Source organism: Paraburkholderia strydomiana, from assembly GCF_031456815.1.
In the GTDB taxonomy this organism is placed as follows: Bacteria; Pseudomonadota; Gammaproteobacteria; order Burkholderiales; family Burkholderiaceae; genus Paraburkholderia; species Paraburkholderia caledonica.
The window spans coordinates 520,939-532,843 of the sequence record NZ_JAVDVL010000002.1; the positions used below are offsets into that span (position 1 = coordinate 520,939).

9 protein-coding genes are annotated in these 11,905 nt (G+C 63.1%); 5 read left to right on the top strand and 4 right to left on the bottom strand.

Annotated features, from left to right (window positions below; genetic code table 11):
• Positions 1-57: 57 nt before the first annotated feature.
• The 4 genes from J2W46_RS07980 to purN all read right to left on the bottom strand — a co-directional run bounded on the left by J2W46_RS07980 (position 58) and on the right by purN (position 4,820).
• Positions 58-1,254, bottom strand: coding sequence for a DesA family fatty acid desaturase (locus J2W46_RS07980; RefSeq protein ID WP_027778980.1), 1,197 nt, complete (start codon positions 1,252-1,254; stop codon positions 58-60).
• A gap of 202 nt (positions 1,255-1,456) precedes the next feature.
• Positions 1,457-2,830 carry a mechanosensitive ion channel family protein gene (locus tag J2W46_RS07985; RefSeq protein WP_310352697.1) on the bottom strand — a complete coding sequence of 458 codons (1,374 nt, stop codon included), beginning with the start codon at positions 2,828-2,830 and terminating at the stop codon, positions 1,457-1,459.
• An 80-nt stretch (positions 2,831-2,910) separates the two neighbouring features.
• The gene (locus J2W46_RS07990) at positions 2,911-4,170 is read right to left on the bottom strand and encodes an RsmB/NOP family class I SAM-dependent RNA methyltransferase (protein ID WP_020069115.1); all 1,260 of its coding nucleotides are present in this window, start codon (positions 4,168-4,170) and stop codon (positions 2,911-2,913) included.
• Complete coding sequence (gene purN, locus J2W46_RS07995) at positions 4,167-4,820, bottom strand: phosphoribosylglycinamide formyltransferase (protein WP_310352700.1); 654 nt, start codon at positions 4,818-4,820, stop codon at positions 4,167-4,169. Before purN ends, J2W46_RS07990 begins: the two co-directional genes overlap by 4 nt.
• 116 nt (positions 4,821-4,936) lie before the next feature.
• Between purN and J2W46_RS08000 the strand changes: the two genes are divergently transcribed.
• The 5 genes from J2W46_RS08000 to J2W46_RS08020 all read left to right on the top strand — a co-directional run bounded on the left by J2W46_RS08000 (position 4,937) and on the right by J2W46_RS08020 (position 11,905).
• Positions 4,937-5,932, top strand: a complete 996-nt coding sequence (locus J2W46_RS08000) for a bifunctional riboflavin kinase/FAD synthetase (protein WP_020069117.1) — start codon at positions 4,937-4,939, stop codon at positions 5,930-5,932.
• Positions 5,933-6,097: 165 nt separating this feature from the next.
• Positions 6,098-8,935, top strand: coding sequence for an isoleucine--tRNA ligase (gene ileS, locus J2W46_RS08005; protein WP_310352702.1), 2,838 nt, complete (start codon positions 6,098-6,100; stop codon positions 8,933-8,935).
• Positions 8,936-8,946: 11 nt separating this feature from the next.
• Entirely contained in the window at positions 8,947-9,453 is a 507-nt protein-coding gene (gene lspA / locus J2W46_RS08010; protein ID WP_251031403.1) for a signal peptidase II, read from the top strand.
• Between the two features lie 141 nt (positions 9,454-9,594).
• Complete coding sequence (gene coaBC, locus J2W46_RS08015) at positions 9,595-10,809, top strand: bifunctional phosphopantothenoylcysteine decarboxylase/phosphopantothenate--cysteine ligase CoaBC (RefSeq protein ID WP_027804813.1); 1,215 nt, start codon at positions 9,595-9,597, stop codon at positions 10,807-10,809.
• Between the two features lie 76 nt (positions 10,810-10,885).
• Complete coding sequence (locus tag J2W46_RS08020; protein ID WP_087752881.1) at positions 10,886-11,905, top strand: LLM class flavin-dependent oxidoreductase; 1,020 nt, start codon at positions 10,886-10,888, stop codon at positions 11,903-11,905.

Here is an 11,905-nt window from a genome sequence, read left to right on the forward strand (position 1 = left end):
CAAAACCCCGCCAACGCGGGGTTTTGTGACGTAACGAAATTTTAATGGATTTCGTGACTAAGCATAACGGCGCAGTCGCATTGCGAATTCCTGCAGCGCCTTGATGCCGCTCGCTTCAGCGCGATGGCACCAGTCCTGCAACTGCACCAGCAACTGATCGCGCGACGCGTTCGAGCGCTCCCACATTGACGCAAGTTCGTTACGCATGTCGATGTAGGTCTTCAACTTCTGGCTGTTCGCGAAAATTTGCGGCAACAGACGCTTCTGCGGCTCGTCGAGCCCCGCTTCTTCCTTGTGGAACCAGCTGCGCGCCCCGCGCATGACCTGATATTTCTCGCGCGCGCCCACTTCCTTCAAATGCGCGAGTTCCTGACGGTACGCACGCTTGAGCGCCTTGCCGTAACGCGCCATCACTTCGTACCGGTTAGCCAGCACGGCCTGCAACGTGTCCTGATCGAGCACCATCTTGCCCGTGGTCAGACGCGGCGTGGGCGCGACCTTCTTCACCTTGGCAAGGCGGAAAGCCGACATGATGCGGATGTACATCCAGCCGATGTCGAATTCGTACCACTTGTTCGACAGCTTCGCCGAGGTGGCGTACGTGTGGTGATTGTTGTGCAGCTCCTCACCGCCGATGATGATGCCCCACGGGAAAATGTTCGTGCTGGCGTCCGACGAATTGAAGTTGCGATAACCCCAGAAGTGCGCGAGACCGTTCACCACGCCGGCTGCCCAGAACGGGATCCACACCATTTGCACCGCCCAGATGGTCAAGCCGACTACGCCGAACAGCGCGACGTTCAGCACCATCATCAGGCTGACGCCGAGAATCGGGTACTTCGTGTAGACGTTGCGTTCCATCCAGTCGTTCGGCGTGCCGTGACTGAACTTGCGCATCGTCTCTTCGTTTTTCGCTTCGGTGCGGTACAGTTCCGCGCCTTCGAGCAGCACCTTCCAGATGCCGCGCGTTTGCGGACTATGCGGATCTTCTTCCGTCTCGCACTTGGCGTGGTGCTTACGGTGGATAGCCGCCCATTGACCGGTCAGCATGCCCGTGGTCATCCACAGCCAGAATCGGAAAAAATGACTGACGACAGGGTGCAACTCCAGCGCGCGGTGCGCCTGGCAGCGATGCAGATAGACCGTCACACCGATGATCGTGACGTGTGTCACGGCGAGCGTGTACAGAACAAGTTGCCACCACGAGAAGCGCATCAGACCGTGGGCAAGGAAATCGAGCAAAGAATTCAACAAGGCAATTTACCTGTGGAACGAGAGACACGAGACACCCGCGAACTGCGCGTGTCAAGAAAGTGAAAGCATACAGCGGGATTGGACGACATTCTACTGGAAGCGTTCCAAGTGTTTGTAACAAATAGGGATTTTTTGTGCAGCATCAACTCAAACACACCCGCAGCAAGCCCTCTTAGACTCATCAGTGCCGTGCGAGTGCCCGCTAAATAGCGTTGCCAGCCTGATTTGCCATCCCGTCGGTCACATTTACCGGCTTGGACACCACGCCTTCGAGATTTGCTACGTCAGTCGCATTCCCGACAATGCGGACTTCGCGTTGCGCGAAAGGAATGGAGATGCCGTGTGCAGAAAAAAGCTGCCAGATGTTGCGATTGACCGCCGAGCGGACGGCCGATGTGCCCGTTGCCGCGTCGGCAATCCAGAAGCCTAGCTCCAGGTTGATGCCATCGGCGCCAAAGCCTACGAGATAAGGCGTAGGCGCCGGGTCCGTCAGTACGCGGGGCACGCCGTCCGCTGCTTGCGCGAGGAGCGCCATGGCCTGCTCGACATCGGCGGTGTAGGCGATCTGCACGGCCGCCTTCGCATAGCCACGCGTCAGATACGACGACTGGTTCTGCACGACGTCGGTAATCAGTTTTTCGTTGGGAATCAGCGTTTCGATACCGTCAAGACCGCGCACGACGGTATATCGGGTGCGAATCTGCGTGACCATGCCTTGCAGGCCGCTCACGTTGATCGTGTCGCCGATTCGCAGCGACCGGTCGATCAGGATGATGAAACCCGACACGTAGTTGCTGGCAATCTTCTGCAAACCGAACCCCAGCCCCACGCCCAGAGCACCGCCGAATACGCCGAGCACGGTGATGTCGATGCCAACCAGCGACAAGCTGATCAACACCGCCGCCAGTACAAACGCCGCGCGGCCGACGCGCGCCACCACGACTTTCAGATTCGCGTCGAGCGTCGCGGCGCGCATCAGACGGTCTTCGAACGCCGAGCCGAGCCACATTGCAACGATCATCGTCACGCAGACCCACAGCAGGCCCGTGACGAGCGAGAGCAGCGTCATGTGCGCGTTGGCGACACGAAAGTGCACGCTCGCCATCCACGCGATCACGTCGTCCTGAATGCCCATCACGGTGAGCGCCATGGCGACCCACACGCCCAGAGAAACGATCTTTTCGACGAGGAAAAGCCACGGGTGCGTCTCCCCGTCATGGCTGAAGACGCGCCGCGCGAAGAAAAACACGATGTAAATCAAGCCGATGCCGAAGAGCGGCACCAATGCAAGATCGAGCAGCGACGTGTGGATGAACCGCCCGGCGATCGCCCGTGCGATCCACACCAGCACGGCGCCGATCAGCGGGAAAAACGCCCGGTTCAGGCTTTCCGCGCCAAAGCGCAGCGTCTGATAGCGGGTTTGACGGCGCAAATCGAGCGCCCGGCGCAACAGGCGGGCGAGCAGCCAGGCGAGCGCGAGCGTGGCACTCAGCACCCCGACTTGCCAAAGCATGACGGGCTGACCGAAGTCGCGCGCGAGATCGCCGAAGAGATGAGAAAAGATACGGTTTTGCATGATGTTGCCGGAATGACCGGCTCACGGTGCGGCTCGCGGTTCGGGTAGTCGATCCGCGAGCCGGCTGGCCTATTGCGGGCTCAGCTCTGACGTTCGAGCACGGCGGCGAAAAAGCCGTCGGTCGCGTGGCGGTGCGGCCAGAGCGACAGGTAATCGCCCATTTCGAGATCGATGCGCTGCTCGGCCAGCACCTCGCGCGCGGGGACGAGCGCGAAGTCCGGATGATCTGCGAGGAACTGCTGGACGACCGCTTCGTTTTCCGCTTCAAGGATCGAGCAGGTCGCATACACGAGGCGACCGCCCTTCTTCACCAGACGCGCCGCGCTCGCCAGAATCGACGCCTGCTTGGGCGCGAGTTCGGCGACCGACTCCGGCGACTGGCGCCATTTGAGGTCGGGGTTGCGGCGCAGCGTGCCCAAACCGCTGCAGGGCGCGTCGACCAGCACGCGGTCGATCTTGCCGGCGAGCCGCTTGATCTTGGCGTCGTGTTCACTGTCGATCAGTACCGGATTCACGTTCGACAAACCGCTGCGCGCAAGTCGCGGCTTGAGCTTGGCGAGACGCCGCTCGGAGATGTCGAACGCATAGAGACGCCCGGTGGAGCGCATCGCCGCGCCCAGCGCCAGAGTCTTGCCGCCCGCGCCCGCGCAGAAGTCGACGATCATCTCGCCGCGCTTGGGCGCAACCAGCGAGCACAGCAACTGGCTGCCCTCGTCCTGCACCTCGACCCAACCGTGCTGGAACGCGTCGAGCTTGGTGAGCGGCGGCTTGCCCACTACCCGCACGCCGAACGGCGCGAACGGCGTTGCGCCGGCTTCGATGCCGGCTTTCGACAGCGCGTTCAGTACGTCGTCGCGGCTCGCCTTGATCGGGTTCGCGCGCAGATCCAACGGCGCCGGGTAGTTCAACGCGGCGGCCAGTTGAGCCAGTTCGGCTGGTTCAAAACGCTTCGCGAGCGCCTGATAGATCCAGTCGGGCAGGTTCAGGCGAATCCGCAGCGGCAAGCTTTCCGGATCGATCATCGCGACGTGTTCGAGCCATTTCGACTCCGAGTCGGACACGAACGGCTTGAGCGCCGTGCGGCCGGCCGTCTGCATCAGGCCGAGCAAGGCCATGCGGCGGGCGGGGCTGCCCGCGCCGCTTTCGGCAAGGTGCGCAAACTCCATCCGGCGACGCAGCACTGCGAAAACCGCCTCGGCAATCACGCCGCGCTCGCCGTGCCCGAGCTTCGGATGCGCACGAAAAAAACGGCTCGTGGTAGCGTCGGCAGGACCGTTCAGTCGAAGGACTTCGGCCAGCAAAGTCTCAGTTTGTCCAATCAGAAAACCATGTAATCTCATGCGCCCTCTCCGGCGGTGTGACCGGCAAAGAGCCATTGCGGCTCCGGCGGCGTAAGCGTGACGCGCAGGCCATCCAGAGCGAGACGCCCTTCGACGAACCAGCGCACCGCGCGTGGATAAATAGTGTGTTCGGTTGCAAGCACGCGCTCGGCGAGCGTGGCTGGCGTATCGCCAGCCTCGACGGGCACCGCCGACTGCGCGACGATGGGCCCGTGATCGAGCTGCGAAGTAACGAAATGCACCGACGCGCCGTGCAGGCGCACGCCGGCGTCGAGCGCCTGCTGATGCGTTTTCAGTCCCGGAAAGCTCGGCAGCAGCGACGGGTGCACGTTCAACATGCGCCCCGCATAACGGTCGACGAAATCGTCTGTCAGCACGCGCATAAAGCCTGCGAGCGCTACCAGATCGGGCGAGAAGCGATCGATTTGTTCAGCGAGCGCGGAGTCGAAGCTGTCGCGATCGGGAAACTGGCGGTGATCGACCACCGCCGTGGCAATGCCGTGCGACGCCGCGAACGCAAGGCCCGCGGCATCCGGACGGTTGGCAATCACGGCAGCGACCTGCGCCGGCCAGCCTTCGTCCGAGCAGGCTCGAACGATAGCTTCCATGTTGCTTCCCCGCCCTGAAATCAGGATGACGAGTTTTTTCATGCGCGGATTTTATCATTCGAGGGCACCCAAACCGCGACGCGCCGCCGTCCCATGCGCCGAGCGTTTATAATCATTTGTTTTGCGGCACCTCGCCCGCTCTATCCCGACGCGCTATCGTGAGAGTCTTCCGCGGTCTTCCCAATGCTGAAAGCCGTGCGCCCTGCGCACTGACCATCGGCAACTTCGACGGTGTCCACCGCGGCCATCAGGCTTTGCTCGCGCACGTGCGCGCGGCGGCCGACGCGCGCGGCCTGCCCGTCTGCGTGATGACCTTCGAGCCGCACCCACGCGAGTTCTTCAATCCCGCCGGCGCGCCGCCGCGCATCGCGATGCTCCGCGACAAGCTGGAGGCGCTGCGCACCAACGGCGTTGACCGCGTCGTCGTAGAGCACTTCAATCACACATTCGCGAGCCAGTCGCCGGATGCGTTCGTCGAACGGATCATCGTCAACGGGCTGCACGCGCGCTGGGTGATGATCGGCGACGACTTCCGCTACGGCACAAAGCGCGCGGGCGACTTCGCGTCGCTGAAAGCCGCGGGCCAGCATTACGGCTTCGAAGTCGAACAAATGGCAACGGTCGCCGATCCGTCCGGCGCGCGTATATCCAGCTCAGGAGTGCGCGCCGCGCTGGTGGCCGGCGATCTCGACGCGGCGCGCGCCGCGCTGGGCCGCGATTATCTGATCAGCGGTCACGTCGTGCACGGCATGAAGCTCGGCCGCGATCTCGGCTTTCCCACGCTAAACCTGCCGATCGCGCACAAGCGTCCGGCGCTCGCGGGCATTTTCGTCGTGCGCGTGCATGGCGTGGCGGACGAACCGCTGCCGGGTGTCGCGAGCCTCGGCCTGCGTCCGACCGTCGACGATTCCGGCCGCGTGCTGCTCGAAGTGCATCTGCTCGACTGGCACGGCGACGCATACGGCAAGCTCGTGCGCGTCGAATTCCTGAAGAAGCTGCGTGACGAGGAAAAGTACGTCGACCTCGAAACGCTCACGGCCGCCATTGCGCGCGACGTCGCCAACGCGCGCGCATGGTTCGCGGCCGTCGGCGCCGGTTCGCCGGGCAGCCGTTCCACCGGTTTCGCCACGTCGGCCACCGACCGAATTAGATAGCCGCCGCGGTCCATGCGCGCTGATTGCCGCAAGGACCGCCGCTCTCGCGCTTCGAAAGGCGTCCGTGCACCGCGCGACATGCCTGCCGGGCGCGCCCCACGCTCTCGCGCATCGTGCGCAACCCGCGCCCCGCTGCGCTTATAAAGAATTCACCGCGACCACATCATGAGCAACAAGAAAGCCGATTCGAAACCGCCGTCACGTTATCCCGTGAACCTGCTCGACACGCCGTTCCCGATGCGCGGCGATCTGCCCAAGCGCGAGCCGCAATGGGTCAAGGAATGGCAGGAACGCAAGGTCTACGAGAAGATCCGCGCCGCCAGCAAGGGCCGCAAGAAATTCATCCTGCACGACGGCCCTCCGTATGCGAACGGCGACATTCACCTCGGGCACGCGGTGAACAAGATTCTGAAGGACATGATCGTCAAGGCGCGCAACATGGCGGGCTTCGACGCGGTCTACGTGCCGGGCTGGGACTGCCACGGCATGCCGATCGAAATCCAGATCGAAAAGCAGTTCGGCAAGTCGCTGCCCGCCGCCGAAGTGATGCAGAAGGCGCGTGCCTATGCGACCGAGCAAATCGAAAAGCAGAAGGTCGGCTTCCGTCGTCTGGGCGTGCTCGGCGAGTGGGACAACCCGTACAAGACGATGAACTTCGCAAACGAAGCCGGAGAAATGCGCGCGCTCGCGAAGATCATGGAAAAGGGCTACGTGTTCCGCGGCCTGAAGCCGGTCAACTGGTGTTTCGACTGCGGCTCGGCGCTCGCTGAAGCAGAAGTCGAGTACAAGGACAAGACCGATCCGACCATCGACGTGCTGTTCAGCTTCGCCGAGCCGGAAAAGACCGCGCAGGCGTTCGGCCTCGCCGCGCTGCCGCGCAATGAAGGCGGCATCGTGATCTGGACCACCACGCCGTGGACGATCCCCGCCAACCAGGCGCTGAACCTGCATCCGGAAATCGTCTACGCGCTCGTCGACACGCCGCGCGGGCTGCTGATCCTCGCCGAAGAACGCGTCGAAGCATGTCTGAACGCATACGGCCTGGAAGGCTCGGTCGTCGCGACCACGCCCGGCGCGAAGCTCGTCAATCTGCGCTTCAACCATCCGCTCGCGTCCGCTCATCCCGGCTACAAGCGGACGGCACCGGTCTACCTGGGCGACTACGTCACGACCGAAACCGGCACGGGCGTCGTGCATTCGTCGCCGGCCTATGGCGTGGAAGACTTCGTGTCCTGCAAGGCTCACGGCATGGCCGATTCCGACATCATCAATCCGGTGATGGGCGACGGCCGTTACATCGAATCGCTCGCGCTGTTCGGCGGTCTGTCGATCTGGGCGGCCAATCCGCAGATCGTAGAAGCGCTGCAAGGCGCCGGGTCGCTGTTGCGCACCGAGAAGTACACGCACAGCTACATGCACTGCTGGCGTCACAAGACGCCGATCATCTACCGCGCCACGTCGCAATGGTTCGCCGGCATGGACGTGAAGCCGAACGATACCGACAAGACTCTGCGCGAAACCGCACTCGAAGGCATCGAAAACACGGCGTTTTATCCGTCGTGGGGCAAGCAGCGCCTTTTCAGCATGATCGCGAACCGTCCCGACTGGACACTGTCGCGTCAGCGCCAATGGGGCGTGCCGATGGCCTTCTTCGTGCACAAGGAAACCGGCGAACTGCATCCGCGCACGCTGGAGTTGCTCGAGGAAGTCGCAAAGCGCGTCGAAGAGGCCGGTATCGAAGCCTGGCAAACACTCGACCCGCGCGAATTGATCGGCGACGACGCGAACATGTACGAAAAGAACCGCGACACGCTCGACGTGTGGTTCGATTCCGGCACCACGCATTGGCACGTGCTGCGCGGCTCGCATAAAGACGAGCTGCAATTCCCGGCCGACCTGTATCTGGAAGGCTCGGACCAGCATCGCGGCTGGTTCCACTCGTCGCTTTTGACCGCGTCGATGCTCGACGGCCGTCCGCCGTACAACGCGCTGCTCACGCACGGCTTCACCGTCGACGGCGAAGGCCGCAAGATGAGCAAGTCGCTCGGCAATGGTATCGATCCGCACGAAGTGGCGAACCGGCTCGGCGCGGAAATCATCCGTTTGTGGATCGCGTCGACCGATTACTCGGGCGAACTCGCTATCTCCGAAGAAATCCTGAAGCGCGTGACCGAAGGCTATCGCCGCATTCGCAACACGCTGCGCTTCCTGCTCGCGAATCTGTCGGACTTCGACTTCGAGAAGAACGCGCGCCCAGTTGAAGACTGGCTCGAGATCGACCGCTACGCGGTGGCGCTGTCGGCGAATCTGCAAAACGACATCCTCTCGCATTACGACAAGTACGAGTTCCACCCGGTCGTCGCCAAGCTGCAAACGTTCTGCTCCGAAGACCTCGGCGGCTTCTACCTGGACGTGCTGAAGGACCGCCTTTACACCACCGCTGCGGATTCCGTCGCGCGCCGCTCGGCTCAAACCGCGCTGTATCACATCGCGCAAGGCCTGCTGCGTCTGATGGCGCCGTTCCTGTCGTTCACAGCCGAAGAAGCGTGGAAGGTGTTCCAGCCGAACAGCGAGACCATTTTCACCGAGACGTACCACGCGTTCCCGGCGGTGCCGGACGCCGGCGCGCTGCTCGACAAATGGACTTTGTTGCGCGCTGCCCGCGGCGACGTGACGAAGGCGCTGGAAGAAGCGCGCGTCGCGAACCTGATCGGCTCGTCGCTGCAGGCGGAAGTGGAAATCCGGGCGAGCGGCGCACGTTACGACGCGCTGAAAAGCCTCGGCGACGATCTGAAGTTCGTGCTGATCACGTCGGCTGCGAGCGTCGTCAAGGTCGAGAGCGAAGCGGAAGAAGGCGTCGAAGTGATCACGTCGAAATATCTGAAATGCGAGCGCTGCTGGCACTATCGCGCGGACGTGGGCGCGGACGCCGAACACCCCACGCTGTGCGGCCGCTGTGTCAGCAACCTGTTCGGCAACGGTGAAGCGAGGAGCGCGGCATAATGGCGAGAACCATGGCGAAAACCACATCGAAAGCTTCCGCCGGAAACAGTTCGCTGGCGCCCTGGCTGGGCGTCGCGCTGATCGTGATCCTGTTCGATCAGTTGACGAAAATCGCGGTGCAGAAGGTGTTTGCCTATGGCGTCGCGCATGAGGTCACGTCGTTCTTCAACCTGATTCTCGTGTACAACCGCGGCGCCGCATTCAGCTTCCTCGCAATGGCTGGCGGCTGGCAACGCTGGGCATTCACCGCGCTCGGCGTGGTCGCCGCGCTGGTGATCTGCTATCTGCTCAAGCGCCACGGCGGGCAAAAAATGTTCTGCACCGCGCTTGCGTTGATACTCGGCGGCGCGCTCGGCAATGTGATCGACCGGCTCGCGTACGGCCACGTGATCGACTTCCTGGATTTCCACGTGCGCGCGTGGCACTGGCCGGCGTTCAATCTGGCCGACAGCGCGATCACGGTCGGCGCGATCCTGCTCGTAGTCGACGAGTTGCGGCGCGTACGCGGCTCGCGTTAAGGTCGGCTCAACAAGGTCGCCTCACCGCGCGAGGCCGTGGTCGGCTTTCGACCGCTCGCCTCGCGCCAGAAGTCCGCTTTGACGGCCGGCAACGGTGCAAGCGCGCCGCGCTCGGCCACCACGCTTTGTCGGAGGCTTTCGTTGGCAACCGCAGAACTCGCAGGGAAACACCTCGTCCTCGGCATGACGGGCGGCATTGCCTGCTACAAGATCGCCGAACTCACGCGCCTGCTGACCAAGGCCGGCGCAACCGTGCAGGTCGTCATGACCGAAGCGGCCACGCAGTTCATCACGCCGGTGACCATGCAGGCGCTGTCGGGCCGCCCCGTCTACACGAGCCAGTGGGACGCGCGTATTGCGAACAACATGGCGCATATCGATCTGTCGCGCGAAGCCGACGCGATCGTGATCGCGCCCGCCTCCACCGACTTCCTCGCCAAACTCGCACACGGCATGGCCGATGACCTGCTCGCTACGCTGTGCGTCGCGCGCGATTGTCCGCTGCTCGTCGTGCCCGCGATGAACCGGCAGATGTGGCAAAACCCGGCCACGCAGCGCAACGTCGCACAACTGCGCGCGGACGGAATCGAAGTGCTCGGGCCGGACTCCGGTCCTCAGGCTTGCGGCGAAATCGGCGACGGCCGCATGCTCGAAGCCGCGGCAACTTATGAGGCGATCGCGTCGTTTTTTGCGCCGAAAATTCTGTCCGGCCGGCGCGTGTTGCTGACCGCCGGGCCGACGTTCGAACCGCTGGATCCGGTGCGCGGCATCACCAACCGGTCGAGTGGCAAGATGGGATTCGCGCTGGCCCGCGCCGCGCAACAGGCGGGCGCCGACGTGCACCTCGTGGCCGGTCCTGTCGCGCTCGAAACACCGTGGGGCGTGTTCCGCGAAGACGTGCAAACCGCCCAGCAGATGCACGATGCCGTGATGCGCGCGGTGACAGATGCGGACATTTTCATCGGCGTAGCCGCGGTCGCTGACTGGCGCGTCGATCACCCGAGCGACCACAAGATCAAGAAAAGCGCGGATCGCGCGCTGCCCACTTTTTCGTTCGTCGAAAATCCGGACATTCTGGCCTCGGTCGCGAAGTTGCCGCATCCCCCGTTCACCGTCGGCTTCGCCGCGGAAAGCGGCGATCTCGAAGTGCATGGCGAGGAAAAACGCGTGCGCAAAAACGTGCCGCTTCTGATCGGCAATCTCGGACCGCTCACATTCGGCATGGACGATAACGAGGTCATCCTGTTCGAAGCAGGCGGCGCAACCAGGCTGCCGCGCGCCGACAAGCAGACGCTCGCGCGCGCGCTGATCGCGGAGATCGCGAAGCGTCTGCCCGACACGAGTTTGATTCGCTGAGCCGGCGGTCCGGCGCCGGCATGCAGTCGCCGCAAGCAACGCGGCGAAGCGAATGACCCATCTGGAGCACACTGACATGACGCTACTTTCCGTGCTCGATCAAACGCCCGTCATTTCAGGGCACTCGGTGGCGGACGCGATTGCCGCCACGGTAGAACTCGCGCAACTCGCTGACGATCTCGGCTACACGCGCTACTGGTGCGCTGAGCATCACGGCTTGCGCGGCGTGTCGAACCCGTGTCCCGAAGTGATGCTCGCGCGCCTTGGCAGCGTCACGCGGCGCATCCGGCTGGGCTCCGGCGGCATCATGCTGCCGTACTACAGCCCGTTCAAGGTCGCCGAGCAATTCATGATGCTGGAGGCGCTGTTCCCTAACCGCATCGATCTCGGCGTAGGACGCGCGCCCGGCGGCGACATGCGCACCGCCCAGGCGGTTGCCGCGGGCGACTACAACCGCGGCGAAATCTTCCCGCAACAGGTGGCCGATCTGTTCGGCCTGATGCACGGCACGCTGCCTGCCGATCACGTCGCGCGAGGCGTACTGCTGCAACCGCAAGTTGCCACGCGTCCGCAACTGTGGATGCTCGGTTCGAGCGAATTCGGCGGGTTGCTCGCAGCGCAGCTCGGAATCCGCTTCGCGTTTGCGCATTTCATCAACGCCCATTTCGGGCATCAGGTCGCGCATGCGTATCGCGAGCGTTTTAAGCCGAGCGAGGAAACGCAGCAATCGTATCTGGCCGCCGCTGTGTTCGTGATTTGCGCGGACACCGAACAGGAAGCCGCTGATCTGGCAAAAGCCGTCGATCTGCGTCGCGTGCAAATGGCTTATGGTTTGAACGAACCGATCCCGAATATCGAACAGGGCGTCGCGCAGGAGTATGGCGAGCGCGAAAGACTGGTGATCGACCGTGAGAAGCCGCGCAGTATCATCGGCACGCCAGAAGTCGTGACCGAGCGCCTTCATGCATTACAGGAACAATTCCAGGCCGACGAGCTGATCGTGCTTACCGTCGCAGGCAGCTATCGCGCGCGCTTGCGTTCCTATGAACTCCTGGCCGAAGCGTTCGATCTCGGGCGCCCGGCTTCAACTTCTTAA

Excerpts from the sequence above, each read along its gene's own strand:
- J2W46_RS07985 (WP_310352697.1), bottom strand. The coding sequence starts at position 2,830 with ATGCAAAACCGTATCTTTTCTCATCTCTTCGGCGATCTCGCGCGCGAC.
- J2W46_RS07990 (WP_020069115.1), bottom strand. The coding sequence starts at position 4,170 with ATGAGATTACATGGTTTTCTGATTGGACAAACTGAGACTTTGCTGGCC.
- purN (WP_310352700.1), bottom strand. The coding sequence starts at position 4,820 with ATGAAAAAACTCGTCATCCTGATTTCAGGGCGGGGAAGCAACATGGAA.
- ileS (WP_310352702.1), top strand. The coding sequence starts at position 6,098 with ATGAGCAACAAGAAAGCCGATTCGAAACCGCCGTCACGTTATCCCGTG.
- lspA (WP_251031403.1), top strand. The coding sequence starts at position 8,947 with ATGGCGAAAACCACATCGAAAGCTTCCGCCGGAAACAGTTCGCTGGCG.
- J2W46_RS08020 (WP_087752881.1), top strand. The coding sequence starts at position 10,886 with ATGACGCTACTTTCCGTGCTCGATCAAACGCCCGTCATTTCAGGGCAC.